This is a genomic window from Thermus sp. KWY1, assembly GCF_057547025.1.
In genome coordinates, this window is the sequence record NZ_BAAJPG010000039.1 from 16,705 (window position 1) to 40,199 (window position 23,495).

The window sequence follows — 23,495 nt, forward strand, 5'->3', positions numbered from 1 at the left end:
ATGGAGCGCTGGCTTTCCTGGGTCCTGCGCACGGGGGTGCTCCTTGCCGCTCTTCTGGTAAGCGTGGGGGCGCTTTGGTATCTCATGGTTGACGGGCAAAGGGAGATTCTTTGGGACTGCGCTCTGAAGGGCGTGGACGTGCATCGGGGTCTGAGCCCCACTGGGTTGATCCACCTGGGCCTTTTGCTCCTGATCCTGACCCCCGTGGCCCGAGTGGCCCTGGCCTTGGGCCTTTACCTGGAGGAGCGGGATTGGACTTTTGCTCTCATCACCTTTTGGGTGCTCCTGGTGCTTTTGGGAAGCCTTTTGGGCTACCTTTAATCTCCGTTGGGACGAGGGTTGGGATAGGGTGGTCGGCCCTTTGTTCCGGAGGTGCCAGGCTCTAGCATAAGGGGGGTTGTTGCCTATGGAAACGCCACCTGTCCGCCGCTGGTTCTTAAGCCTGGCCCTTTTCCTGCTGGCCCTTTGGGCTTTGGGCCGCCTCTACAACCTTTTGCTCTGGGTCTTCCTCGCCTTTACCCTGGCTGCTGCCTTAGATCCCTTGGTGGGACTTTTTGCCCGCAGGCTTCCCCGGCCCTCTGCCGTTTTCCTGGCCTACCTCATGGTCCTGGGGGTGATGGGCTTGGGGTTTTACCTGGCGGCACCCCTCCTGATCCTGCAGTTCCACCACCTGGGGGCACTCTTGCCCATGGTCCTCCGGTGGCTTCAGGATAACCTGGCCCTTTCCCTCCCTGACCTGGCCTCCTCCCTGGCTTCCTCCGCCCACGTGGCCGGGGATTTTCTCCTCAGGGTGGGGGAGACGGTTTCCGAGATGGTTTTGGCCCTGGTTCTTGCGGTGATGATCGCCCTCGAGCCCCACTTGGTGGCCCGGGCGGCGCCGTACCTTCCCGGGAGCGGCTGGACCGAGGTGCTGGAGGATACCTGGAAGCGCATGGGCTACTGGGCCCGGGCTCAGTTCCTCATCGCCCTCTCCTTTGCCCTCCTCTTTGGGGGATGGCTTTTCGTCCTTGGCGTTCCCAGCCCCTTCGCCCTGGGAGTGCTGGGCGGGGTTCTGGAGGTGGTGCCCTTTGTGGGCGGGATCGCCACCGCTTCCCTGGCGGCCTTGGTGGCCCTTTCGGCCAAAGGCCCTTTGGCGGCGCTCCTTGTGCTTGCGGGTTATGGGGTCATCGCCCTTTTGGAGGGAAAGGTCCTCATTCCCTATATCTACGGGCGCACCGTGGGCTTTCATCCCGCCCTGGTGCTCCTCGCCATCTTCGCCTTCGGCAAGCTCTTCGGTTTTCTGGGTATATTCCTGGCGGTACCCATGACCATCCTGGGGGCGGGAATCCTGAAGCACTGGCGGCGCTAGCCCCCCACGTGCACGAAGGGGCGCTGGCTCCGATCGGGTTCGGTGCGGCGCAGGATCTCATGGGTAAGGGTGGGTACATCCCCTTCCCCGAAAAGGAGGAAGTCTAAGGCAGCCTGCAGGGGTCCCTCGTCCGACCACTCGAAGTAAATGTGGGGCCGTCGGCCGGTGCGGTTTCTCAGGTAGAGCAAAAAAGCAGCCAGGGTATTGGGTGCCGCTGTACCCAGGATGCGGAAGATGCGGGCCTCAGGGCGGTCCACCCCCCAGACCCGGGCTTGGGCGGTGAACTCCGAAGGATCCTGCACAAACACCTCCACGAAGTAAATGGGATCCCCCACCGGGATGTGGGTGGCCTCGCGGATGCGGCGCTCCTTCTCCCAGTACACCCCCCGGCCTCCCCGCTCCGGCCGGTGGGCCACCAGGCGGATGGGGGCTTCCTGCGCCTTAAGCTGGGACACAAATTGCTCGGCCATCTCGTCCAGCTGGAAGCCCTCCACCCTGAGTTCAAACGCCCGCAGGGTCCGGGAGAGCAGGGAGATGATCAGGGTGGCCGCAATGAAAAAGGAGGCGATCTTTACCCCATCCGGTCGCTCCAGGACGTTGGCCAGAAGCACGTAGGCGAAGAGGGGGAGGAGGAGGCGGTAGTACCCGCTTTCGGGACGCTTCTCCTGCTCCGCCAGCAGGGCCGCCGAAAGGGCAGCGGAGGTCATGACCACCAGCACGCCGGTGGCGTAGGCAGCTGCCTGGGCCTCCACCCGGGCCTGGAAAAGGAGGGTGAGGGCAAAGGCCACCCCGGTGAAGAAAAGGACCATGGGACGTTGCTTCCTGGCCCATTCCGGGGCCATGCCAAAGCGGGGAAGGTAGCGGGGGACGATGGTAAGGAGGCCCGCCATGGCGCTGGCCCCAGCGAACCAGAGGATGACGATAGAAGAGAGGTCGTAAAGGGTGCCGAAGTCTTCCCCCAGGTAGCGGTGGGCCAGAAAGCTTATTGCCCTGCCGGAAACCTCCTCGCTGCCCCATAGCTCCTGGGGGATGAGGAGGGTGGTGGCGAAGCCCGCCCCTAAGAGGAAGATGCCCATGACGAGGGCCGCGGTGAAGAGGAGGCGGTGCGTTCCCCGGATGCGGCCCCAGGGGCGCTCCGGGGTATCCCCGGGCAGGCCCCGGATCAAGGGCATGACGGCTACCCCGGTTTCGTAACCGGAAAGCCCCAGGGCCAGCTTGGGAAAGGCTAGGGCTGTGGCCAGCACCAGGCCTAGGGGGTCGGGCTGGCTGGAAAGGAGCTTCCGCCACCAGTCCTCCAGGTGCTCCGGGCGCACGTGGGGCAGGGCGGAGAGGAGGACTACTCCGTTAAGGAAGAGATACCCCAGGGTGATGGGTACCGCCAGGCCGATGGCCTCCCGGAACCCCAGGTAGAAGACGAAGCCCAGGAGGCCAATAAGCAGAAGGGTGAGGCCCACCTGGTGTCCCTGAAGCCAGGAGGGAGCCAGGGGGTTGCCTAGGAAGTGAACGGCGGCGTCGGCAGCGGAGAGGGTGATGGTGATCATGAAGTCCGTGGCCATGAAGCCCAGGACCACCAAAACCAAGACCTTGCCCCGCCAGCCGGGGATCAACCGGGTGAGGAGCCCGATGGATCCCTCGCCGTGTGGGCTTTCCTCCGCCACCCGGCGGTAGACGGGGTAGACCGCCAGGAAGGCGAAGAGGACCAGGGCCAGGTTGGCCAAAGGGGACAGGAGCCCCGCGGCCAAAAGGGCGATCCCCGGCTGGTAGCCCAGGGAGGAGAAGAGGTCAACCCCTGTGAGGCAGAGAACCTTCCACCAGGGGTAGCGCCCCTCGTCTTCCGGGTGCCCTGAACCGGGGGGAGAAGCAGGGGGTTTCATAGACCCTTAAGGATAGCGGCCACGCTACGGGGTACGTGGCCATAGGCCCGGTAGAGGGCATGGGCCTCGAGGAGTAGGGACTTGGCCTCCATCCCCCTTCCCTCCTTTGCTAGGGTAAGCCCAAGGAGGTACCGGGCAAGAGGATTCCGGGGATCCAGGGCCACGGCCTTCCTCAGCATAGCCTCGGAGCGGGCGAGGCCTTTGGGAGTCCTCGGGGGCTTAAGAACCCCTCCTCGAGCCTGCTCGCCCCGATAGTAATAGAACTGGCTCCGGACGAAAGCGTAGGGCAGGGGCCCAACCTCATCGGGAAGCCACCTTCTTCCGTGGATGCGGTAGGCCACAATGGCTCCATCCCGGGCGTAGATGGGTTCGGCAAACCGGTACCCCTCCTTGGTGTTGAGGAAGACCCCCAAGTGCCGGGGGAAAGGAATGGGTTCCGAGGGATCCACCAGGTAGTCCTTTCCCTTAAGCCGTAGCACGGCCACGGCGTGGCCTAGGTTGCTCTCCCGGCCCTCGGGGTTTTTCCACACCATGTAGATGCCAGCGGAAAAACCCATGCTCTCCAAAAGACCTTGGACCAAGGTGGCCTGGAGCAGGCACTGCCGTTCCCCTTTCAAGGTGGCATAGGCGAACTCGTAGCCTTCCTCCAGGCTGAACCGGGGCAGTAGACGCTTCACCACCTGGAAGGCCCAGGTGGCGGCTTCTACGGGAGGGCGGTGGGAGAGTTGGCGGAGGGCCTCCTCCAGATCCCCAGGGTAGCCCCCAGGGGAGGATCTGGCAAAACCCTTACGGTAGGCGGACTTCAGCCAATCCAGAAAGGAAGGGGCTCCGGGAACCTGGTCGTAGGAGTCCTTTACGAGTCGCTCGAAAGCCATGCTTTCCAGCAGAAAGGCCAAAACCCAGCGGACCACGATAAGGGAATATACACCCGACCCAGGCCTGCTGGGGTGAGGCAAGCGGGCGTGCGGCTATCTGGAGGGATGGGGCAGGTGGAGCATCCGGCTTCCCTCGTGGTAGGCCAGAAGGCCAGCGTACCGCCCCCACTCCAGGAGCACCGAGAGAACCCTTTTGGCCTCCGGTTCCGGCAGGTGTTCCTTTAGTCGGTTGAGCACCCATCCTTCAGGAACCCTTCTACGCTCCAAAAGGGCCCGGTGTAGACGAGCAAAAAGGGGTATCCGCCTAAGGAGGTGTTCGGCGAACATCACCTTGCGCTCCTCGAGGCTGGCCTCCACCCAAGCCAGGCCCGCTGGGGTGAGCTCCACGTCCCCCTTTTCCACCCGGGCAAACCCCAATAGCTCGAGGGCCTCCAGGAGGGGGAAGAGGTCGTCCACCTCGAGGCCTTCCTCCTCTGCCAGAAGGGGAAGGTCGGCCCGCCCCCCCAGGCGGGCGATGGCCTCGGCCAGGCTCATGAGGGCACCCACTCGGGCATCGGGCAGGCGGAGAAGCTCCTCCTCCAGACGCCTTTCCACCTCCTCCCGAGGGGTTAGAGCCTCATAGATTTGGTCTACCAGGGCGCGGAACTGGGGGTCGTTGGGGTCCCTGGGATGGGGAAGAGGGATGCGGATCTCCCTCCCAATGCGGGCTGGGCTTCCCTCGAGGATCAGGGCTCGGTCGGCCAAGGCCACCGCCTCCTCGATGTTGTGGGTGACCATGAGGACCGCCTTGGTGGAGATCCGCCCCGAAAGCCAAAGGTCCAGGAAATCCCCCCTAAGCCCCTCGGCAGTAAGGGGGTCCAGGGCGGAGAAAGCCTCGTCCAGGAGAAGGACCTCGGGTTCCACCACCAAGGCCCGGGCGAAGCCCACCCGTTGCCGCATCCCCCCGGAAAGCTCCTTGGGAAGAGCCTCCTCAAACCCCCTTAGGCCGATAAGGGCGATGGCCTCGCGAGCCCGTTTTAGGCGCTCTCCCTTGGGTATCCCCCGGGCCTCGAGGCCCAGGGCTACGTTGTCCAGCACCGTGAGCCAGGGGAAGAGGGCGAAGGTCTGGAAGACCATGGCCATGCCTTCCACGGGGCCTTCCACCCGCTTGCCCTTAAAGCGCACCTCCCCCGCATCGGGGAGGATGAGGCCCGCCAGGATGCGCAGGAGGGTGCTTTTCCCCCCTCCCGAGCGGCCCAGGAGGGCCACCACCTCACCTTCCCTCAGGGTCAGGTTCACCCCGAAGAGCACCGGGTAGGCCCGTTCCCCTGCCCGGAAGGCCTTGACGATGTCCTTGGCGCTGAGCAGCATACTTTCCCCCTAGAAGCGGAACCTTTCCTCGGCCAGGCGGTATAACCGCCGCCAGACAAAGCGGTTGATGACCACCACGTAGAGGCTCATCACGGCTATGCCCAGGAGGAGATGGGGTCCTTGCCCTTCCTCCAGGGTCCAGCGGGCGATGTAACTGCCAAGGCCGGTGGCCTGGAGGGTGAGGGAGCCCCACTGCACCACCTCGGCCACGATGGCGGCGTTCCAGGTGCCCCCGCTGGCGGTGATGAGGCCCGTGAGGATGTGGGGGAAGGTGCCGGGCAGAAGAAGCCTTCTCCAAAGGGTTAGGCCTTTAAGGCCAAAGCTTCGGGCCGCTTCCTTCAAGTCCTCGGGCAGGGCCATGCTGCCCGCCACGGCGTTGAAGAGGATATACCACTGGGTCCCGAGGGCCATGAGAAAGGCGGAGAACACCTCCAGGGAAAGGTGGTGGCGGAGGAGGAAAAGGGCCAAAAGGGGATAGAGCAGGTTGACGGGGAAGGCGGCGAGGAGCTGGAGAAGGGCCTCTACCCGCTGGGCAACCCGGGGCCTCAGGCCCAGGAGGATGCCCACGGGCACCCAGATGGCGGTGGCCAACAGGAGTACCCCCATGACCCGGAGGAAGGTGAAAAAGCCCAGGAGGAAGACCCGGGCCACCTCCAGCCATCCCAGGGGCTGAAGCTGGCGCCAAAGGATAAAGGCCCCAATCCCCCCGAGGAGAAGGAGAGGAAGGACCAGGACCCACTGGGGAAGGATAAGGCGGCGCGGAGGGCGCCTCCGTTCCAGCTGGAAGAGGGCCTCGAGGGCCCAGGAGAAGGCGGCCTCGGCGATTCCCCTTAGGGTGTGGGTCCGCCTTAGAAGGTCCAGAACCCAGCTTCTTGCTGGCTCGAGCCCCGGCCGTTCCTCGTACTTGAAGCGCTGGCTCCAGGCCACCAGGGGCCGGAAGAGAAGCTGGTCGTAGGCCAGGATGGCCACCAGCATGCTCAAGGCGGCGAGAAGCACTGCCCGACCATCCCCCTGGGTGATGGCGGTGGCCAGGTAGGACCCGATGCCGGGAAGTTCCACCTGGGTCTTGCCCACGGCGATGGCCTCCGAGGCCACCACAAAGAACCATCCCCCCGACATGGACATCATGGCGTTCCAGACCAGGCCCGGCAGGGCAAAGGGGAGCTCCAGGCGCAGGAAGCGTTGCCAGGGGGAGAGGCGGAACAAGGTGGCCGCCTCATCCAGTTCCCGGGGAAGGGTTTTCAGGGACTGGTAGAAGCTGAAGGCCATGTTCCAGGCCTGGGAGGTAAAGACGGCGAAGATGGCCGCAAGCTCGTAGCCCAGGGCCCGTCCGGGGAACAAGGCGGCGAAGGCCCCGGCCGTGGCGGCCAGGAAGCCCAGGATGGGAACGGATTGCAGGATGTCCAGGAGGGAGATGAGGAAGGGTTCCAGCCGGGTCTTGGCCGCCAGGGGAGCGTAGACCAGGGTGAAGAGCGTGGAAAGCAGGAAGGCTACCCCCATGCGGAATGCGGTGCGCAGGGTGTATTCCGGTAGCTTTAAAGGATCCAGGGAGATGGGATTTGGGTGAAAGGGACCTACTGTTTCCCGGGAAGCCTCGAGGAAAAGAGCCAGGAGGCCCAGGGTTAGGACAAGGGCCAGGAGGTCGTGGCGGTTCGGGCGTTCGGGAAAGCGGGTGAGGGCCATCCGTGTCTCCTTTCCCGGAGGGGAATGGACGGTGAGCGCAGACCTCTTGTCGGGCTCGGTGGGATTAGGGCCACACTCCTCCTCCGCCGCCTCTCGGTGGATGGCGGCTTTCCTTTCCCGTTATACTCCTTTCTCCTGCGAAAGGGGCTTCCCCGCCCAAGGCACTATGATCACAGTGGAAAGTGATATTGACAAATAAGTTTGTCAATACTACACTAAGAACATGCAGAACCTGGAGGAGCTTTTGCGGCAGGGGGTGGAGTGGGACCTCGAGGGCCTGGTGCGAGAGGCCAACGCCCGCCTTCCCCGTTACCTTCCCGAGATGGGAAGCCGCAGGGTGCGGGATGCGGTCACCCCCCGCCTGGTTCGCCACTACGCCGGGCTCGGCATGCTGGACGAGCCCATCCGCAAGGGCAGAAGGGCCCTCTACACCCCCCGGCATCTGCTCCAGCTTCTGGTTCTGCGCCGGCTCATGGCCGAGGGGCATGCGGCAAGCGCCCTGGGAGACCTGGTTCGCCAGAAGAGCGACCAGGAACTTCTGGCCCTTTTGGAGGGCGGGGCCACCCTCGCACCCAACCCCGCCCTGGGTTACTTGTCCGAGCTTCGGGAGCGTTACTCCTACTCTTACATGGTGCCGCCCACCGAATCCTCTCCGTCGCCACCTGAAAGGGAGGAGATTTGGCACCGCCTGGAGATTGCCCCGGGCTTCGAGGTGCACGTGCGGGAGGACTTCCGCCCGCCCAGGACCCGAAGCGAGATGGAGGCGCTTTTAGAGGAGGTGGGAAGGCGGTTAAAGGGGCTAGCCCCCCGCCGAAGCAGCAGCCGGAGTTCAAGGAGGTGATCTGGATGAAGAACAAGAAGAAGGCGGTTTCCCAGGCAAACCCTCGGCCCGAGCTGGAGCTCCTTCCCTTGAAGCCCGGGGTGCGGGCCACGGGGCCAACCCGCATGCCCATGCTCCTAAGGGTGAAGATTCCCCCGGTTCAGGCGGAGGTGGAGCGCCCGCCCTTAAACCTGGCCTTTGTGCTGGACCGCTCGGGCTCCATGGCCGGCGATAAGCTCAAGTTCGCCAAGAAGGCCGTGGCCTACGCCGTGGAGAACCTGCGCCCCCACGACCGGGTGGCGGTGGTCATCTATGACCACCAGGTAGAGGTGGTGGTGCCCAGCACCCTGGCCGAGAACAAGGAGGAGATCCTCCGGCGCCTCCGGCCCGTGAGGCCTCGAGGCTCCACTAACTTGCATGCCGGCTGGCTGGAAGGATCCACCCAGGTGGCCGCCCATCTGGATGCCAAGCGGCTCAACCGGGTGATCGTGCTTTCCGACGGCCTCGCCAATACGGGGGAAACCAACCCCAACGTCATTGCGGAGCAGGTGCGGGGCCTATCCCAAAGGGGAGTGAGCACCAGCACCCTGGGGGTGGGCCTGGACTACAACGAGGACCTGATGATGGCCATGGCCGAGGCCGGGCAGGGGAACTACTACTTCATCGAAAGCCCCGATGACCTGCCCGGCATCTTTGCCCAGGAGCTTTCCGGCTTGGCCACCACCCTGGGCACGGGGGTCAGGTTATGGCTTACCCCGCCCCACGGGGGAGAGATTCGCCTTCTCCACGACCTGGCTCGGGAAGACGGGGGAGTGTACCGGCTTCCGCCCCTGGTGGGCGGGCGAACCCTGGAGTATTTGCTGGAGGTGGAGGCCCCGGGAGGGGAGACCTGGGTTGGGGTGAGGCTGGCCTGGGAAAGCCTGGGTGGCGGGGTGCACCAGGAGGAAGCCAGCCTGCATCTTCCCGCCCTGGAGGATGAGGTTTACCAAGGCCTGGACTCCCTGCCCGAGGTGGAGGCCGCGATGGCCAAGCTGAAGGCCACCTGGGCACGCCAGCAGGCCATGGAGGCTTTGTACCGGGGCGACTTCCATACGGCCCGGTCCTCCTTAAGCGCAACCCTGCCCGTGCTCGCCCCGTACCAACAGCTCCTGGAAACGGAGGGGGAGGAGCTAGAGGCGCTTCTTGAGGAGCTGGACCGCTCCCCCGCCCGTGCCCGCAAACTCCTTTCCAGCCAGGTCTACCGCAACCGCCAGGGGCGAAAGGATTCCTAGCCTGGGGGTTGTACCGGCCCGGAGCGCCCGAGGCGGCGCTTGGGCCGGACTTCCATCCGGATCAGGGTGTAGGGGTAGCGGATGACCTCGAGGCCCTGTTTCCGGAGCCAATCCTCCAGCAGGGTGGCCTCGAGGCCCGCCGTGGAGTGCACCACGTAAAGCCGGCCCGCAAGCCTTTCCGGGGGTAGGCGCTTTAAGGCCTCCAAGGCGGTGCATCCCGCCAGGTGGTAGTCCAGGCTGACCACCCAGGCCTCCCCGAAGTCCTCGGGAACCTCCGGGGAGAAGCGCACCGCCTCCACGCCCCACCGGGACTGCAGGAAAAGCCCCAGTACCTCGTACCGCTCCGGGGAGTCGTCCACCACCCAGGCCCACCTCATCCTTCCACCTCCCCCACGAAGAGGTGCCAGTCCTCCCGCCCATCCCGGCTCACCGCCAGGTGGTAGCGAAAGGGTCGGAGCCTGGGGTCCACCTCGGCCAGGGCCCGCTCAAAGGGCGAGAGGAAGAAATCCCGGCCCGCTCGCCGTTCTCCCCGGGTTACTTCCCTCCTCGGCCGCACCACCAGGGCGAGCTTCCCCCCGGGGCGCACTGCCTCGAGGCTCAGGCGAAGGAGCTCCACCAGGTACTCGATGTAGCCCGCATACCGGTCCTCCGGGGGCTCGCGGTGCCCTTCCGAGGCCAGCCAGGAGGCAAAGGTGGGCGGATGGAGGACCAGGAGGGCGGCCTCGCCCTGGAAACGCTCCGGAAGGGTCCGGATGTCCGCCCGCTCCACCAGGGGTCCCTTGGGATCGATGTCCCCGCCCCAGGCCCGGCGGCCCAAGGCCCTGGCGGCTTCCACCACCGTGCCGTAGCCGGCCATGGGGTCCACCACCAGCTCCCCTCTTTCCGTGTAAAGGCCCACCAGGGCCCGGGCTACCCCCTGGGGCAAGGCCTCCTTCCGGGTTTCTGGGGGGAAAAGCCAGACGGGAGCCCTGGGATCCAGGTCCTCCCCGTTCCTTCCCAAACCGACCCACGCCTCCAGGGGCCGGTGGGCCAGGTCCTCCAGGGAAACCTTTCCCCGCTTCAGGGCCCGGGCCAGGCGGTGGGCCTCGCGCAGGGGGAGGCCCCTGGCCAGGGCCTGCCGCAAGGGGTTTGGGAGGAAGGCTATGGGAAGGAGGTCATACCTGAGGTACTTGGCCTCTAGGCCCACCGCCCGGGCAAAGGCCAGGAAGGCCTCCCGGGGCAAGTCCAGGAGAGCCCGGGCCACCTCCTGCTCCTCTCCTTGGGCCAGCCCCTGCCGGCGAGCAGCCTCCAGAACTTCTTGGTAGATCAGCCACGCCCTACGCCTCATGCCTCCAGGCTAGGGGATGGAAGCCTTCCGTCAGACGGAAAAAACCTCCCTCCTATCCTTAGGCCAGGAGGTGGTTGGGATGAAAGGAGTCTTCCGGGGAAAACCCTTGCTGAAGGACGGGGCCCTGTGGCGGTACCAGGGGGAGTGCGGCCTCTGGGCGATATGGAGGGTTTGGGGCAAGGGGGAGAAGGAGGACCAAGGCCAGGAGCTGGCCTACCGGCAGCTGGACTGGTTCAGCGTGCGGGGGCGCAACGGAGGCCTGCGTAGCGCCCGCCGCCTGCACCGGGAACTGGTGCTTTCAGGGGAGGCGGAAACCCGCTTCCTCCGGGACCAGAGGGGGAAGCTTTGGCTCTACCTGGCCACGGTGGCCGAGGGAAGGCCCCAACTCGTCTGCCGGCCCTATGCCTTCCTGCAAAGGCACCAGGCCAGCCTGGTCCACAGCGTCCTCACCGACGGGGAGGGGTTCCTGCTCCTGCCCGGGAACCCCCCCGGGGATGGCACCTTCCTGGGCAAGAGGCACCCTTCCTGCCCGCCCCTGCCACCGGACCTGGACCCGGCGGTGGTCTATGGCCTCGAGGAGCGGACCCTCTGGTGGGAGCTCTTGGTCCTGCATCGGGACTGGCTCCGCCGGAACAGGGAAAGACCTCAGAAGGACAAGGTGTAACGCACCTTTCGCAACAGCTGGGAGGTGCTGGGTTCATCGTTCTGTTGCTCGCCCACCTGAGGAGTCGGGGGAGCTTGGTGTTGCACCCACCCAACGGGAAACCTCGGCTATGGCGAACACGTTGTTCGTAGATGTTGGACAACCCTGTGGGCGTGTTGCGGATTGCCCTTGACTCTCGGAGGTGAGGCCTATGCTCGGACGGGTACGGAAGGTGGATGAGAACCGGGTGGATAACAGGAAGCGTAGTGCATAGGCGGTTGTGTCTGTTCCTAAGAACAGTAGCACACCCTCCTCGTACCCGTCTGCTGGCTGTGGGGGCTAGGTTGAAGGAATGTGCCTTGACCTGGGTTTGCAAACCCGTAGCTTGTCGCCGCGAAAATCGTTCATGGGTGGCGGTCAGGTAGATCTGAATACTGTTGACAATCTAGTTGACAACATGATATTTTGCGAGTGGAGGTTGGCAATGGAACCACAAGTTTCTCCTGGGGAGGCATTCGGTCGTTGGCCCTATGGGGACCTTGCGCATTTGGGCCACGTGGAACTTCTTACTCCCTGCCTAGACAAGAGCCTTTGGTTCTTTACCGAGGTTATGGGGATGGGGGTAAGTGGTCAGGAGGGAGACTCCGTTTACCTTAGGGGTTGGGATGATTATGAATTCCACACCCTTAAGCTCACCGCAGCCAAGAAGCCGGGATTGGGCCATGTTGCGTTCCGCGTGAAGAGCTCGGAGGCCTTGGAACGCCGCGTACAAATTCTCAAAGCCTCGGGGCTTGGAGAAGGTTGGACCGAAGGGGACCTCGGCCATGGTCCATCCTACCGGTTTCGCACCCCGGATGGTCATCTCATGGAGATTTACTACGATACGGTCTGGTTTACCCCTCCTGAGAATGCCCGGCCAGCGCTCAAAAACCAAGCGTCCCGTTTCCCTGCGAAGGGTGCCAACCTTCGCCGTTTAGACCATGTCAACCTGCTTGCGGCAGACGTGAGTGCTGTCCGGATATTTTTAGAGGATTTCCTTGGAATGAAGGTAACGGAGCAGATCATCTTTAGTGATGGTAGTGAGCAAGGGGCTTGGCTTACCAGTAACAACAAAACCTATGACGTGGCCGTGACCAAGGATCATCTAGGGGCCAAGGGACGGCTCCACCACTTCACGTATGCCGTTGACAGCCGCGAGGAGGTCCTCCGGGCCGCTGACATTTGCCTGGAGCATGGCGTGTTTATTGAAACCGGACCTCACAAACACGCTATTCAGCAAACCTTCTTTCTCTACGTGTATGAACCCGGCGGATGCCGTTTTGAGATCGCCTGCCCGGGGGCCAGGCTTCTGCTGGCACCCGATTGGAAGTCCGTTGTGTGGAATGAGGAGGAGCGCAAACGGGGCCAGGCTTGGGGCCTAAAAACTGTGGAATCTTTCCACACATATGGGGTGCCGCCGGTGGAAGACCCACCCAGAGGAGAGGGATAATGCCCACCATGGAGAAGCTTACAGAGGCGCAGCAGGCTTATCAGCAAATCCGCGAGGCTATCCTTCGGGGCGAGTTGCTCCCAGGGCAACGACTGGTGGAGAAGGATCTGGTCGAAAGGTATAACCTAGGCCGGGCTGCAATTCGCAGTGCTTTAACAAGGCTGCAGCAGGAAGGTTTGGTGGAAAGCGAGGCGTATCGCGGAGCTTGGGTGCGCGTTGTTAGTGAAGAAGAGGCGCTGGAGATCCTTGAGGCCCGCATGGTTCTGGAGAGCCTAGCGGCTAGGTATGCAGCCCAGAAGGCCGGGTCCAAGGATGTTGCCCGGCTTAACGAGATCCTGGAACTCATGAGGGTAAAACTTGAGGAGGGGGATCTTTTGGGTGTTTCTGAACTCAACTCTTTGCTTCATCAGACCTTGCTGGAGATTTCGGGTCACAAAACCGTTCAGCGTCTGGTAGAAGCCCTGCGCGCCCAGGTGGTGCGTCACCAGTTCCGCACCATCCTGGTTCCGGGACGTTCACAGAGGTCGTTGGAGGAGCACCAGAGAATTGTAGAAGCCGTGGCGGCACACGATGCTGAGGGGGCTGAGAAAGCCATGCGGGCTCACTTGGAGGGGGTCATTGCTGCCTTGCAACAGGCTAGTAGAGGGGTGGATGTATGACACCGAGTGATTGGGCTCGGGCTTTGGTGAAGGGTAGTTATGATTTGCACGTGCATGTGGAGCCGGATCTGCTTCCGAGGAAGACAACCGATCTTCACCTTGCGCGACGCTTTTTAGCCTTGGGGCTCAAGGGTTTCGTTCTCAAGTCTCACTATGTGCCCACGGGTGAGCGGGCAGCGGTAATTCGCCAGGTTGTTCCGGAGGTGGAGGCTATAGGGGCCGTGGTTCTCAATCACAGCGTGGGAGGGCTCAATCCCCTGGCGGTAGAGGTGGCTGCCCGTTCAGGGGCCAGGTTCGTTTGGTTACCCACGGTGGATGCTGCAAACGAGTTGCGTGAGATATCACGGTTGCCATCCGAGAGCCGTCCCCAGTGGGCCAGACTTCAGGATGAGTTGCGCGGTGCCGGCCTACTTCCTCCGCCCATTGAAGTGCTGGATGCTTCAGGGCGAGTCAAACCTGAGGTGAGGGCCATTTGTCGTGTGGTTGCTAAGCACGACATGGTCTTGGCTACCGGCCATCTTTCAAGAGAGGAGATCCTGAAGGTTGTGGAGGTTGCGCTCGAGGAGGGAGTTCGCAAGCTGGTGATCACACATCCCGACTACCCTACTCAGGACCTACCTCTGGCGGACCAGAAGTTCTTAGCGGCGCAGGGGGTATACCTAGAACGTTGTCTGGCCCCTTCATGGACAGGAAAAGTACCTTGGGATAAGCTCCTTGCCGCTATCCGCACCGTAGGAGTGGAACAGAGCTTCCTCTCGACGGACTTGGGCCAGCCGAAAAACCCTCCAGTGGAAGATGGTCTGGCGCTCTTTGCGGATAGGCTTCGAGAGGCGGGTTTCAGCGAGGAGGAAACTAGGCACATGGCGGTAACCGTTCCCACCTATTTGGCCAGGGGAGGAGAGGCATGAAGCGGCTTCTTGTGGTGAGCGCCCACGCAGCCGATTTTGTCTGGCGGGCGGGTGGGGCTATTGCCCTTACCGTGTCCCAGGGAGGGGAAGCCTTTGTGGTGGCGTTAAGCTATGGAGAGCGGGGCGAGTCGGGAGAGCTTTGGAAGGAGCCCGGACAGACCTTGGAGAGGGTTAAGGCCATTCGTCATGAGGAAGCAACTCGAGCAGCAGCGATTTTAGGGGCACAGTTGATTCCCCTAGATCTAGGGGATTATCCCTTACGGGTGGATGATAGGGTGATTGACCAGCTTGTGGACATCATGGTGGAGATTGCCCCAGATGTCCTCGTCACCCACACCCCAAGAGATCCCTTTAATCCTGACCACCCTGTGGCCTACGAGGCTACCGAAAGGGCCCGGCAGCTGGCCACAGGTTCGGGTGTGGCCAGTGCCTTTAAGACAGTGCGCCCCCCTGAGTTTCTCCTTTTTGAGCCTCATCAACCCGAACTTTGTGGGTTTGTTCCCAACGTTTTCTTAGATATCACCCCCGTATGGGAGAAGAAGCTTGCTGCCATGGAAGTTTTTACTTCCCAGGCTTATCTTCAGAAACATTACGCTGAGCGGGCTGAGCACAGGGCCAACCATGCCCGGAGAATTTCCGGACTTGCCGATATTAAGCGGGCGGAGGCCTTTCAGCGTGTTTTGCCCCAGGTGGTGCGAAGCCTCTAGGGGGTTAGGATGTTGACGGCATTAGAGGTTCGAGAACTCGCGGATCTCGGCTCTGCCACGGTGTATGAGGCTGCTGGGCGCCAGGGATTGGTAGAGGCTTCGTTTCTTCGTCTTATCCCGGGGTCCAGAGCTGCAGGGCCTGCCCTCCCGGTTCAGTGCGCGCAGGATGATAACCTGGGGGCTCATGCTGCCATGGCTGTGCTCCAGCCTGGCGAGGTTCTAGTCCTAACCATGCCTACCGCTAAACCCGTAGCGTTGGTAGGAGAGCTTCTTGCCACCCAGGCTAAAGCCCGTCAAGCGGCGGCGCTATTGGTGGACGGTGCGGTTCGGGATTGTGACGAGCTGGTGGCCCTGGGTTTGCCCGTCTGGGCGCGGTGGTTAAGTCCGAGGGGTGCCAAGCGAGAGAATGTGCTGGGTATAGGTGTGCCGGTAGTTCTTGGCGGGGTACAGATTCGCCTTGGTGACTATGTGGTTTTGGATGGGGATGGAATAGTGGTAGTTCCTAGGGAGCGAGCCCGGGAGGTGCTTCAACGGGCTCGGGAGCGCATAGAGCGCGAGGCTCAGCTTAGAGAGCTCTTTGCTCAAGGTAAGCTTTCCCTTGACATTTATGGCCTTCGAGAAAAGGTGGAGGGTGCCCTGGCCCAAGCCCAGCGTCTCCGGGAGGAACAAGATGGGTAGAGGGTTAAGGTTTGCCATTTTGGGCCTAGGTGAGGCAGGGTCGGCTATCGCGAGGGATCTGGTTGCGCGGGATGTGGTTGTCGTGGGGTACGATCCGGCTCCTGGAAAGGGCGTTGCCGGGGTACCCATGATGGGAAGCGAGGCGGAGGCGGCGGCAGGTGCGGACGTGGTTCTTTCGGTTAACTGGGCCCGGGTAGCTTTGGATGTGGCCACGAGGGTGGCTCCTGTATTGAAGCCAGGGCAGATATACGCGGACCTGAATACAGCCTCGCCAAAGCTAAAGAGGGCGCTGGCTGATGTCATTGCACCTACTGGTGCTCTCTTTGTTGATGTTGCCTTGATGAGTCCAGTTCCTGGGAGGGGTCTCTCTACACCCTCTTTGGCTTCGGGACCCGGAGCAAAGAACTATGCAGAAGTCCTTATTCCCCTAGGGGGAAAAGTGGAGGTAGTGGGCGAGGAGGCTGGTCTTGCCGCTACCCGGAAGCTTCTGCGAAGCGTCTTTTTTAAAGGGATGGCTGCAGCAGCAATGGAAGCCCTCGAGGCGGCGAAGCGGCTTGGCCTTTGGAATGAGGTTCATGACAACATCGCTAAGACCCTGGCTGAGGCTGACGAATCCTTGGCCCTTCGCCTTGTGGAAGGGAGTTTACGCCACGCACACAGGCGCTGGGAAGAGATGATGGCCGCTGCGGAGCTCCTTGAGGAACTAGGCGTCGAACCCCTGATGACCCGAGCAGCAGCAGCGCACCTGGCCGCCCTGTGCGCACGGTCTGCAGACCGTTTGGCTTAACACGGTCATCTGTTTGGCATGGAACCCGAGGGGAACAAGGGGTGGATCAACTTCGGGCAGAGCTGGTGATAGAGGGAAAAGTTACCGCGTAGCGGCCGCTAGTATAAACGCCCACATAGTTTTCAGCAAGAAACCGCTGAACATGGGTGTTCTCCACCAGATGGCGAAGTTTTGCGAGGCGTACTTGCTCTTCAAAAGGATCGGCGAGGGTGTGGAGCAGTGTAGTCATCCAGTAGGAAAAGAACTCTGCCTGCCAAACGTGGCGGCGGGCTGTTTCCGTGTAGTTGGCGAGAAGCGTTGCGTCGCCATCCCGATAGTGGGCCAGCAAGGCCTGATAGAGTACAGCCACGTCGCAAAATGCTAGGTTCATTCCCTTGGCTCCCGTGGGAGGTACCACGTGGGCAGCGTCTCCTACCAAGAAAACCCTGCCGTGTTGCATCGGTTCAACCACCAAGGAACGCATAGGGGTTAGGCTTCTTTCTAGGATAGGGCCAGGCGTAACCTGGGCTACACCTCCTAAGCGCAGATTGAGCTCTTCCCATATGCGCTCTTCTGGCCAGTTCTCCAGGTTCTCCTCTGGGCTTACCTGAAGATAGTTCCGCGCTAAGGAAGGGGAACGCATGCTGAACAAAGCAAAACCTCGTTCGTGGCTGGCATAGATGAGTTCGCTTGCTGCGGGGCGCGTTTCGGCCAGGATTCCCAACCAGGCGAAGGGGTATGTTTTCTGGTAGATGCGGAGTCCGGGGATCCATTCTCGGAATCGGCTATGGGATCCATCCGCTCCTACCACGAACTCACAAAGGAGTTCCCCTTCCCGACCCCCAGGTCCTCGGTAGGTTAGGATAGGATTTTGCTCCAACTGTTTTAGACCCACCACCTCGTGTTCAAAAAGGATCTCTCCACCTGCTTCCAAGTGGTGGTGGATCATGTCCCGTACCAGGTACTGCTGGCCATAAACCCAGATCCCTTGGCCCACAAGGGTAGCGAAGTCAATTCGGTGCAGGCGGCCATTAAGGGCAATGTAAATGCCCCTGTGCTCGAGGCCTTCGCGGACCATGCGGTCGCCGACGCCTGCTTTCAGGGCAATTTCCTTGGTGCCCCACTCAAGGACTCCTGCACGTATGCGGTGAGGGCTTGTTTCCAAGTACTGGCGGCTTTTGGCCTCGAGGACTACTGTATCCACCCCTGCTTGCCGGAGGAGGTGGGCCAGGAGCAGGCCCGCTGGGCCAGCGCCCACAATCCCCACCTGTACTCTACGCATCTCCACCTCCGAACAGGACCAGATCGGAAAGGGGACGTACCTCTACTCCCTCTTCTTCAGGCCCGTATGGGGTGTGCAGCAACCGAGAAAAGGTTTCCACCGTTTGCCAGGTGAGGGCCTCCAACTCCAGGGGATCCAGGTCGATGCTGTAGCCAAGCCGGGGGGAAGTAATGCGGAGCCGTTCCCCGTTCCGGGTCTGGATCTTTTCCACGATGACCGTTGTAAACTCGTTGCTTAAAGTCATCCGGGGGCCTCCTATAGGAAGAAGCTTAGGTTATGGGTCGGCAATGTGGCATGATCCAGGATGACCAACCTTCTGGCAAGCTTCCATGAGCCATCCTGCCTGCGAAGAACATCGTGCCTTTCTGCGGAGAGGAAGGTGAAGTCGGGCTGATCCCAACGGCTACGGAAAACCAAGATGTAGGATCGAACCCCTACTTCCTCCCCGAGGGGTGTGTTGCGAGGTTCGCCTATCCGCACGTTGGTAACAAAGTGACGGAGCCGGGAGGGGGGATCTTCGGCCCAGGCAAAACCAGTTTCCAAGCGGGCTACGCGCATCTCCAAAGAAGTCCGATCCTCATCGAGGTGGAACATCTGCTCGCTGATCCCGCTATACCCTCCCTGAGGAAGGCGTTCCCGCGTTAGGCGTACCGGCACCTGGTACAGAATGTCCTCCGTCAGGAGGTCCAGCCACTCGCGGTAGCGCCCTTGGTCTAGGAGCTCCGCTTCGCTATAGAGAAAGTCCAGAATTTCTCGAGTAAGGTCCATAGTACCCCCTTAGGCCCGCATCAGTTCCAAATAACGGCGATAGAAGTTGCGGAGATTTTCGTCCGTGAAATTAATGGGGTAAGCCACCCCCGGGCCGGGCCAGTTGGGGTCAGGTGCCACGTTACGGCCCATCTGGTAGTTGAAGAGAACCCTGCGACCAAGGGTACTTCCAGCGTTACGCGCTACATGCGACCAGATTTCGGTGTCGTCCTGCTCGAAGGTTCCTGAGGACCCGAAGAATCTCATGTAGGAGTGGCGGGCCTTTTCTTTGAACCATTCGGGAGCATCCTTCTCGACCAGGCCCCAGGAGATCACCTCAATACGCCCAGGCCCTAGGGGATGCCAGACTCGGAAGGTGAGCATGGGCACAGGTTTTGGGTATAGGTGGTCGGGCTTGCGGATGGGGTTATGCAAGGAGAAATTGGGGAAGAGGGTAATGAGGAAGATCCTGGTCTCCTTCCCTACTTCCCAGTGCGTCCGGGAGGGATAAGAGGTCTTGGCTCGCTCCATCATTTCCTCTGGGTACCCCCAGAAGGGAGGAAGTTTGGCTCCTGGAGGGCCTCCGACCACCATGGTTCCATGTCCCTTGCCGGGTATATGGATTTGTTCCCCGTACATGGCGTACTTTGCATCACGGGGCGCGATGCCGAGCTCAATGAGGCTACGGTGGGTCATCAGGGTGTGGTAGCTATCGCTAATGAAGGTTTCGAGAGCCAGCTTCCAGTCGGTGTTTACCACGAAGCGCTGGGGAGGTCCCAGGACCTCGAGGCCCGCGGGGCTTCGCTTGGTAACCAGCTCGAGGTACCAGGATGCGTCCCCCAACCATTCTTTAAGGGAGGGAGCATCCGGACTCAGATTGCCAAAAAGAAGGCCGTCGAACTCCTCTAACTTAGGAATGGGAAGAAGACTCCAATCCGCTTTCGGAAAGCCTTCCCCAAAAGCCTCACGCTCCGCAGGTACCCCCACCAAGGTGCCGTCGTTGCGGTAGGTCCACCCGTGGAAGGGGCAACGGAAGTGGCTGGCATTGCCTGCTTCGGCTCGACACACCCGCATCCCGCGGTGGCGGCACATATCCAGGAAGGCGCGGACTTGACCGTCTTCGCCCCGGACGACGATGAAGGCGTTGTCCAGTATGTATCTGAGCACATAATCCCCGGGGCTGGGGATTTCTGAAGTGTGGGCCAGGAAGATCCACGAGCAGGAGAAAATCTTCTCCTTTTCGCGCTCAAAGATCTCAGGGTCGTTGAAGATTCCTGCCGGCACAAGCCCTTGCTCCAGCCCTGTGGCCAGCTCTTCCAGAAGTTCGTCCAGTCTGGAAGTCCCTCCTGCCATCTTGCTCCGAGGCATTCCCCACCTCCTAAACCCCCAAGTACCTTTGCAGCACGGAGCTGCTAGCCTCTGATGGCCTACCTTCCCAAACCAGCTCGCCGTGTTCCAGGATGTAGACCCTATCCGCTACCGACAGGGCCATGTGCACGTTTTGCTCGGCGAGCAGGACAGTTTCGCCCTCGGCCTTCAAAGTGCGTACCACCTCAGCCACCTGGCGCACCATAAGGGGAGAAAGCCCCTCCGTGGGCTCGTCCATGAGAACCACGGTGGGATTGCGCAGGAGAGCACGGGCGATGGCCACCATCTGCTGCTCACCGCCGGACAGGGCGCGGGAAAGGGTCTTACGTCGCTCGGCTAACCGCGGGAAGACCTCTAGGATGCGTTCTACATTCCAGGTGCCGTGGTTTGTCCGGGAAGCCAAGCGAAGCTCATCCTCTACAGTGAGACCTTCAAACATCCGCCGTCCCTGAGGGACCAGGGCTAGGCCTAACTCGGCCCGCCTGTGAGCGGGAAGATGGTGGATGGCTTGTGAATCCAGGTGTATCTGTCCACCTTGAAGCGGGATAAGACCCATGATGGCTGAAAGCAAGGTGGTCTTGCCCATGCCGTTGCGACCAAGGAGGGCCACAACCTCCCCTCGGCGGACCTCGAGGCTAATCTTGTGCAGCACCCGCATGCCCCCATAGCCCGCGCTGAGGTCAACAACCCGGAGTACAGTCTGGCCCGTGTCAGGTCTAACGGACTCGGTTGTAGTAAAGTCCGTTCCTACATAGATCTCCTGGACCTGCGGGTTTGCGCGCACCTCCTCAGGGCTGCCCTCGGCCACCACCTGGCCATAGTGGAGTACGCTCACCAGGTGGGCAAAGCTAAGGGCATAGTCCAGGTCGTGCTCTACCAAGAGCACGGTAATACTCGGGTCCAGCTCCTGGATAAGGCGGCCGATTCGTTCTCTTTCGGCTCCGGAGAGGCCAGCCAGAGGTTCGTCCAGGAGTAGTAGGCCAGGGCGTTGGGCTAGAGCCATGGCGATCTCCAGCTGGCGCTTCTCTCCATGGGATAAGGTCCCCGCGGAATCGGAGGCCCTTGGAAGCAACCCGACCTGGTCGAGAACCTCCTCCACAGCTTGTTCCCGCTCCAGGGGTTGAGCAAAGGCATGGCTCTTACCTTGTGCGGCCTTTATGGCTAGGGCGACGTTTTCCCAAACGCTAAGTTCGGGGAAAATGCTGGAACGTTGAAAGGTGCGCCCCAGACCCAAGCGGGCTACGTGTTCCTGGAAACGTCCCGTAACGTCCCGGCCAAAAAGGATAACCCGGCCCCGGTTGGGCTTGAGTTCCCCGGAGATAACCTTGAAAAGGGTACTTTTACCCGCCCCGTTAGGACCTATGACTGCCCGCCTTTCGCCCGAGGCCACGGTAAGGCAGACACCTGCGAGAGCCAGAATACCGCCAAAGGCCTTGGTGATGTTGTCTGCCCTAAGCGCTTCCACGGTTCCCTCCGAGCTTGCGTTCTAAAAGGGGCCAGATCCCTTCCCGAGCAAAGAGGACGGTTCCGATGAGTAGGAGCCCCACGAAAAGCCCCCAAAGCTCGCTGAAGGAACTGACCCAGGCTTGAATGAGGGTGTAAAGCAAAGCCCCAAACGCTGCTCCAAAAAGGCCGCGGCTCCCACCGAGGAGCACCATAACCATCAGGGTGGCGGAAGTGATCCAGAAGAGATCGTGTGGGCTGACGAAGGTGCGGTGTAAGGCTAAACCTGCCCCAGCCAGGCCGGTAAGGAAAGCGGCGAGCACGTAAGCCCCGAGCTTGAAGTGGAAGGTGGGAACGCCCAAAGACCGAACCTTCTCCTCGTTTTGGCGGATGGCCTCGAGGGTCTTCCCGAAGGGTGTGGCGAGGAGAAAGCGCAAGAACGCAACCATCGAAAAAAGCAGCACAACGGATGCAAGGTGCATGAGGGCTGGGCTCAGAATGTCCGCCGGAAGGCTTAGACCATCGTCTCCCCCGGTTACACCGGCCCATTTGTGGGCCACGGAGTAAACCATCTGGCCAAAGGCTAGCGTGAGCATGAGGATGAATATTCCATGCGTGCGGAACAGGAGAAGTCCGGTAACGAAAGCGTAGAGGCCGGCTACCAAAGGAGCCAAGATAACGCCGACCACAAGAGGGAGGCCTGCCTTTAAGGAGAGCCCTAAGGTGTAGGCGCCGATGCCAAGGAAGGCGGCTTGCCCCAGGGAGGGAATGCCTCCGTGGCCGAGTAAAAAGCTTAGGGCGACGGCGGCGAGGCCTAGGATAGCGGCTTCCGTGGCCAAGTAGAGGGTATACCCTTGAAAGAACAAGGGCAGGACGAAAAGGCCGACAAGGGTCACTCGCAGAAGAGACAAAGAGAGGTCCTTTTTCCCCATGGCCCTCCATTTGGGAAGCCATGCCATCATGCTGTCCTCCTTCCCAAGAGCCCTTCTGGTCTGAAGGCCAAGACCAGAGCCATTAGGGCGAAGATGAGGAACATCGCTGCTTGAGGCAAGAAGAGTTTTCCAAACCCGTCAACGATTCCAACCAATAAGGCACCCCAGAAAGCCCCCTCGATTCTTCCTAAGCCCCCGATGACCACCACAATTAGGGCTAAAAGGGTCATCTGCGCATCCAATCCTGGGGCTAGAGCGATTAGCGGCGCACCTACTACCCCGCCCAGTCCGGCCAAGGCCGTACCAACGCCAAAGGTCACAAGGCTGATTTGTGCAGGCGGAATACCTAGGGCACTAGCCATGCTGGGATCTGCGGTTACGGCCCGGACTTTGATACCCAAGGGGGTCTTCACAAGGAGCGTCCGAACGACAGTAAAGGCCACGATGCCTAAGGCCAAGACAAACAGAGGGTACTTGGGATAGAGAAGAGGGCCGAGAAAGACGGGTCCCGACAGTTCTGGAGGAGGCGCTACGGAGCGAATGGAAGCTCCGAAGAATGCTCGAAGGAGGTCAGCGATCACGAACCCTAGACCGATGGTGAGAAGAACCTGCTCCAGCTCCTTCCCGTGTAATCCCTTTAGAAGGAGGCGTTCTACCAATACCCCCAGGAACCCAGTACAGAGAGGTACCAGAAGAAGGGACAGCCAGAAGTTGTTCAAAGCAGTGCTAATGAGTAAGCCCAGATAGGCTCCGAGCATGTAGAAGGCGCCATGAGCGAGGTTAATTACCCGGGCTACCCCGAAGATGAGTGAGAGGCCTAGGGCCAAAAGGAAGAGAAGCATCCCAAAGGCCAGGCTGTTCAAGAGCTGGGTCAGGAGAAGGAGGGCCATGACTCTTATTTCCCGGGGTCTCGTATAATGCCCAAGTCGGCCAGGAGACGATTGGTGAGGATGCCATTGACCCGTGCCACCTCGCGCGCATAAACGTGCTGAGTCGCGTTGTTGGTTTCGGGGTCAATTTGCACAAACCCTCGAGGACTAATGATTTTGGCGTTTTTGAAGGCGTTAATCAGGCGGTTTTTGTTACTTAGATCCCCTTGGACAGAGTTGATGGCGTGGTCGTGTAAGGAATTATGTGTAGGGGTTTGTGTATAAAAGGGGGGTACCAGGATTAGGAAGGAGGTACCCCGTGGACCAGGATACCTTGCAGGTGATGCTAAGGGAAGCGGTGAGGCAGACGGTGACCGAGGTCTTGCAGATTCTCCTGGACGCCGACCGGGAAGCCTTCTTGCGCCAGCACGGGGGACGCAAGAACGGCTACTACCC

The 23,495-nt window shown here is 61.2% G+C and carries 24 protein-coding genes and 2 pseudogenes; 11 read left to right on the forward strand and 15 right to left on the reverse strand.

Annotation, left to right across the window (positions count from 1 at the left end; translation table 11 throughout):
- Together AC27GT_RS10955 and AC27GT_RS10960 are read left to right on the forward strand one after the other, a co-directional pair.
- Positions 1-321 (forward strand): DUF1634 domain-containing protein, encoded by a 321-nt coding sequence (locus AC27GT_RS10955; protein ID WP_253665125.1) that lies wholly within the window; start codon positions 1-3, stop codon positions 319-321.
- Between the two features lie 85 nt (positions 322-406).
- Entirely contained in the window at positions 407-1,348 is a 942-nt protein-coding gene (locus AC27GT_RS10960) for an AI-2E family transporter (protein WP_287929147.1), read from the forward strand.
- On the opposite strand, the gene AC27GT_RS10965 is transcribed toward AC27GT_RS10960, so the two are convergent.
- Genes AC27GT_RS10965 through AC27GT_RS10980 form a run of 4 tightly spaced genes read right to left on the reverse strand, consistent with a single transcriptional unit; the run spans position 1,345 to position 7,130 of the window.
- Complete coding sequence (locus AC27GT_RS10965) at positions 1,345-3,222, reverse strand: APC family permease (RefSeq protein WP_015717027.1); 1,878 nt, start codon at positions 3,220-3,222, stop codon at positions 1,345-1,347. The genes AC27GT_RS10960 and AC27GT_RS10965 overlap by 4 nt on opposite strands.
- Positions 3,219-4,133 carry a tetratricopeptide repeat protein gene (locus AC27GT_RS10970; protein ID WP_487224156.1) on the reverse strand — a complete coding sequence of 305 codons (915 nt, stop codon included), beginning with the start codon at positions 4,131-4,133 and terminating at the stop codon, positions 3,219-3,221. The genes AC27GT_RS10965 and AC27GT_RS10970 overlap by 4 nt, the downstream gene beginning before the upstream one ends.
- Before the next feature lie 57 nt (positions 4,134-4,190).
- Positions 4,191-5,447 carry an ABC transporter ATP-binding protein gene (locus tag AC27GT_RS10975; RefSeq protein ID WP_287929145.1) on the reverse strand — a complete coding sequence of 419 codons (1,257 nt, stop codon included), beginning with the start codon at positions 5,445-5,447 and terminating at the stop codon, positions 4,191-4,193.
- A 9-nt stretch (positions 5,448-5,456) separates the two neighbouring features.
- On the reverse strand, positions 5,457-7,130 hold the full coding sequence (locus AC27GT_RS10980) for an ABC transporter permease (protein WP_487224157.1): 1,674 nt from the start codon (positions 7,128-7,130) through the stop codon (positions 5,457-5,459).
- Between the two features lie 223 nt (positions 7,131-7,353).
- Between AC27GT_RS10980 and AC27GT_RS10985 the strand changes: the two genes are divergently transcribed.
- Together AC27GT_RS10985 and AC27GT_RS10990 are read left to right on the forward strand one after the other, a co-directional pair.
- A complete protein-coding gene (locus tag AC27GT_RS10985) occupies positions 7,354-7,971 on the forward strand; it encodes a MerR family transcriptional regulator (protein WP_487224158.1) in 618 nt (205 codons plus the stop codon).
- Between the two features lie 5 nt (positions 7,972-7,976).
- The gene (locus AC27GT_RS10990) at positions 7,977-9,221 is read left to right on the forward strand and encodes a vWA domain-containing protein (RefSeq protein ID WP_015717032.1); all 1,245 of its coding nucleotides are present in this window, start codon (positions 7,977-7,979) and stop codon (positions 9,219-9,221) included.
- On the opposite strand, the gene AC27GT_RS10995 is transcribed toward AC27GT_RS10990, so the two are convergent.
- Positions 9,218-9,598: a hypothetical protein gene (locus AC27GT_RS10995; RefSeq protein ID WP_015717033.1), complete on the reverse strand. Its 381-nt coding sequence runs from the start codon at positions 9,596-9,598 to the stop codon at positions 9,218-9,220. The two genes, AC27GT_RS10990 and AC27GT_RS10995, sit on opposite strands and share 4 nt — an antisense overlap.
- Positions 9,595-10,548, reverse strand: a complete 954-nt coding sequence (locus AC27GT_RS11000; protein WP_487224159.1) for a DNA methyltransferase — start codon at positions 10,546-10,548, stop codon at positions 9,595-9,597. Before AC27GT_RS11000 ends, AC27GT_RS10995 begins: the two co-directional genes overlap by 4 nt.
- A 79-nt stretch (positions 10,549-10,627) precedes the next feature.
- Here AC27GT_RS11000 and AC27GT_RS11005 point away from each other — a divergent pair, with 79 nt between their 5' ends.
- The 7 genes from AC27GT_RS11005 to AC27GT_RS11035 all read left to right on the forward strand — a co-directional run bounded on the left by AC27GT_RS11005 (position 10,628) and on the right by AC27GT_RS11035 (position 16,419).
- Complete coding sequence (locus tag AC27GT_RS11005; RefSeq protein ID WP_148228648.1) at positions 10,628-11,212, forward strand: hypothetical protein; 585 nt, start codon at positions 10,628-10,630, stop codon at positions 11,210-11,212.
- A gap of 463 nt (positions 11,213-11,675) precedes the next feature.
- Positions 11,676-12,680: a catechol 2,3-dioxygenase gene (locus tag AC27GT_RS11010; RefSeq protein WP_015717036.1), complete on the forward strand. Its 1,005-nt coding sequence runs from the start codon at positions 11,676-11,678 to the stop codon at positions 12,678-12,680.
- Complete coding sequence (locus AC27GT_RS11015; protein ID WP_015717037.1) at positions 12,680-13,339, forward strand: GntR family transcriptional regulator; 660 nt, start codon at positions 12,680-12,682, stop codon at positions 13,337-13,339. Before AC27GT_RS11010 ends, AC27GT_RS11015 begins: the two co-directional genes overlap by 1 nt.
- Positions 13,336-14,247 carry a DUF6282 family protein gene (locus AC27GT_RS11020; RefSeq protein ID WP_015717038.1) on the forward strand — a complete coding sequence of 304 codons (912 nt, stop codon included), beginning with the start codon at positions 13,336-13,338 and terminating at the stop codon, positions 14,245-14,247. Before AC27GT_RS11015 ends, AC27GT_RS11020 begins: the two co-directional genes overlap by 4 nt.
- Positions 14,244-14,954 carry a PIG-L deacetylase family protein gene (locus AC27GT_RS11025; protein ID WP_015717039.1) on the forward strand — a complete coding sequence of 237 codons (711 nt, stop codon included), beginning with the start codon at positions 14,244-14,246 and terminating at the stop codon, positions 14,952-14,954. Before AC27GT_RS11020 ends, AC27GT_RS11025 begins: the two co-directional genes overlap by 4 nt.
- Positions 14,955-14,963: 9 nt before the next feature.
- On the forward strand, positions 14,964-15,632 hold the full coding sequence (locus tag AC27GT_RS11030; RefSeq protein WP_015717040.1) for an RraA family protein: 669 nt from the start codon (positions 14,964-14,966) through the stop codon (positions 15,630-15,632).
- On the forward strand, positions 15,625-16,419 hold the full coding sequence (locus AC27GT_RS11035) for an NAD(P)-dependent oxidoreductase (RefSeq protein ID WP_015717041.1): 795 nt from the start codon (positions 15,625-15,627) through the stop codon (positions 16,417-16,419). The genes AC27GT_RS11030 and AC27GT_RS11035 overlap by 8 nt, the downstream gene beginning before the upstream one ends.
- A 46-nt stretch (positions 16,420-16,465) precedes the next feature.
- Here AC27GT_RS11035 and AC27GT_RS11040 read toward each other — a convergent pair whose 3' ends face one another.
- From AC27GT_RS11040 to AC27GT_RS11080, 9 genes and pseudogenes are all read right to left on the reverse strand, one after another.
- Complete coding sequence (locus tag AC27GT_RS11040) at positions 16,466-17,680, reverse strand: 4-hydroxybenzoate 3-monooxygenase (RefSeq protein WP_015717042.1); 1,215 nt, start codon at positions 17,678-17,680, stop codon at positions 16,466-16,468.
- Positions 17,673-17,924 (reverse strand): hypothetical protein, encoded by a 252-nt coding sequence (locus AC27GT_RS11045; protein ID WP_015717043.1) that lies wholly within the window; start codon positions 17,922-17,924, stop codon positions 17,673-17,675. Before AC27GT_RS11045 ends, AC27GT_RS11040 begins: the two co-directional genes overlap by 8 nt.
- A gap of 11 nt (positions 17,925-17,935) precedes the next feature.
- Positions 17,936-18,448 carry an aromatic-ring-hydroxylating dioxygenase subunit beta gene (locus tag AC27GT_RS11050; protein ID WP_015717044.1) on the reverse strand — a complete coding sequence of 171 codons (513 nt, stop codon included), beginning with the start codon at positions 18,446-18,448 and terminating at the stop codon, positions 17,936-17,938.
- Between the two features lie 9 nt (positions 18,449-18,457).
- Positions 18,458-19,795, reverse strand: coding sequence for an aromatic ring-hydroxylating dioxygenase subunit alpha (locus tag AC27GT_RS11055; RefSeq protein WP_015717045.1), 1,338 nt, complete (start codon positions 19,793-19,795; stop codon positions 18,458-18,460).
- Positions 19,796-19,805: 10 nt separating this feature from the next.
- Positions 19,806-20,681, reverse strand: a complete 876-nt coding sequence (locus tag AC27GT_RS11060) for an ABC transporter ATP-binding protein (protein ID WP_440570435.1) — start codon at positions 20,679-20,681, stop codon at positions 19,806-19,808.
- Positions 20,682-20,759: 78 nt separating this feature from the next.
- Positions 20,760-21,206 (reverse strand): annotated as a pseudogene (locus tag AC27GT_RS11065) (ATP-binding cassette domain-containing protein); the annotation flags it as partial.
- 40 nt (positions 21,207-21,246) lie between these two features.
- Positions 21,247-22,200, reverse strand: coding sequence for a branched-chain amino acid ABC transporter permease (locus AC27GT_RS11070; protein ID WP_015717047.1), 954 nt, complete (start codon positions 22,198-22,200; stop codon positions 21,247-21,249).
- Positions 22,197-23,060, reverse strand: coding sequence for a branched-chain amino acid ABC transporter permease (locus AC27GT_RS11075; protein WP_015717048.1), 864 nt, complete (start codon positions 23,058-23,060; stop codon positions 22,197-22,199). The genes AC27GT_RS11070 and AC27GT_RS11075 overlap by 4 nt, the downstream gene beginning before the upstream one ends.
- Positions 23,061-23,065: 5 nt before the next feature.
- A pseudogene (locus AC27GT_RS11080) lies at positions 23,066-23,284 on the reverse strand (ABC transporter substrate-binding protein); the annotation flags it as partial.
- Between the last annotated feature and the right edge of the window lie 211 nt (positions 23,285-23,495).

What these genes read in the sequence shown, in the direction of transcription:
- AC27GT_RS10955 (WP_253665125.1), top strand. Translation starts at nt 1, where the DNA reads ATGGAGCGCTGGCTTTCCTGGGTCCTGCGCACGGGGGTGCTCCTTGCC.
- AC27GT_RS10960 (WP_287929147.1), top strand. Translation starts at nt 407, where the DNA reads ATGGAAACGCCACCTGTCCGCCGCTGGTTCTTAAGCCTGGCCCTTTTC.
- AC27GT_RS10965 (WP_015717027.1), bottom strand. Translation starts at nt 3,222, where the DNA reads ATGAAACCCCCTGCTTCTCCCCCCGGTTCAGGGCACCCGGAAGACGAG.
- AC27GT_RS10975 (WP_287929145.1), bottom strand. Translation starts at nt 5,447, where the DNA reads ATGCTGCTCAGCGCCAAGGACATCGTCAAGGCCTTCCGGGCAGGGGAA.
- AC27GT_RS10980 (WP_487224157.1), bottom strand. Translation starts at nt 7,130, where the DNA reads ATGGCCCTCACCCGCTTTCCCGAACGCCCGAACCGCCACGACCTCCTG.
- AC27GT_RS10985 (WP_487224158.1), top strand. Translation starts at nt 7,354, where the DNA reads ATGCAGAACCTGGAGGAGCTTTTGCGGCAGGGGGTGGAGTGGGACCTC.
- AC27GT_RS10990 (WP_015717032.1), top strand. Translation starts at nt 7,977, where the DNA reads ATGAAGAACAAGAAGAAGGCGGTTTCCCAGGCAAACCCTCGGCCCGAG.
- AC27GT_RS10995 (WP_015717033.1), bottom strand. Translation starts at nt 9,598, where the DNA reads ATGAGGTGGGCCTGGGTGGTGGACGACTCCCCGGAGCGGTACGAGGTA.
- AC27GT_RS11000 (WP_487224159.1), bottom strand. Translation starts at nt 10,548, where the DNA reads ATGAGGCGTAGGGCGTGGCTGATCTACCAAGAAGTTCTGGAGGCTGCT.
- AC27GT_RS11005 (WP_148228648.1), top strand. Translation starts at nt 10,628, where the DNA reads ATGAAAGGAGTCTTCCGGGGAAAACCCTTGCTGAAGGACGGGGCCCTG.
- AC27GT_RS11010 (WP_015717036.1), top strand. Translation starts at nt 11,676, where the DNA reads ATGGAACCACAAGTTTCTCCTGGGGAGGCATTCGGTCGTTGGCCCTAT.
- AC27GT_RS11015 (WP_015717037.1), top strand. Translation starts at nt 12,680, where the DNA reads ATGCCCACCATGGAGAAGCTTACAGAGGCGCAGCAGGCTTATCAGCAA.
- AC27GT_RS11020 (WP_015717038.1), top strand. Translation starts at nt 13,336, where the DNA reads ATGACACCGAGTGATTGGGCTCGGGCTTTGGTGAAGGGTAGTTATGAT.
- AC27GT_RS11025 (WP_015717039.1), top strand. Translation starts at nt 14,244, where the DNA reads ATGAAGCGGCTTCTTGTGGTGAGCGCCCACGCAGCCGATTTTGTCTGG.
- AC27GT_RS11030 (WP_015717040.1), top strand. Translation starts at nt 14,964, where the DNA reads ATGTTGACGGCATTAGAGGTTCGAGAACTCGCGGATCTCGGCTCTGCC.
- AC27GT_RS11035 (WP_015717041.1), top strand. Translation starts at nt 15,625, where the DNA reads ATGGGTAGAGGGTTAAGGTTTGCCATTTTGGGCCTAGGTGAGGCAGGG.
- AC27GT_RS11040 (WP_015717042.1), bottom strand. Translation starts at nt 17,680, where the DNA reads ATGCGTAGAGTACAGGTGGGGATTGTGGGCGCTGGCCCAGCGGGCCTG.
- AC27GT_RS11045 (WP_015717043.1), bottom strand. Translation starts at nt 17,924, where the DNA reads ATGACTTTAAGCAACGAGTTTACAACGGTCATCGTGGAAAAGATCCAG.
- AC27GT_RS11050 (WP_015717044.1), bottom strand. Translation starts at nt 18,448, where the DNA reads ATGGACCTTACTCGAGAAATTCTGGACTTTCTCTATAGCGAAGCGGAG.
- AC27GT_RS11055 (WP_015717045.1), bottom strand. Translation starts at nt 19,795, where the DNA reads ATGCCTCGGAGCAAGATGGCAGGAGGGACTTCCAGACTGGACGAACTT.
- AC27GT_RS11070 (WP_015717047.1), bottom strand. Translation starts at nt 22,200, where the DNA reads ATGATGGCATGGCTTCCCAAATGGAGGGCCATGGGGAAAAAGGACCTC.
- AC27GT_RS11075 (WP_015717048.1), bottom strand. Translation starts at nt 23,060, where the DNA reads ATGGCCCTCCTTCTCCTGACCCAGCTCTTGAACAGCCTGGCCTTTGGG.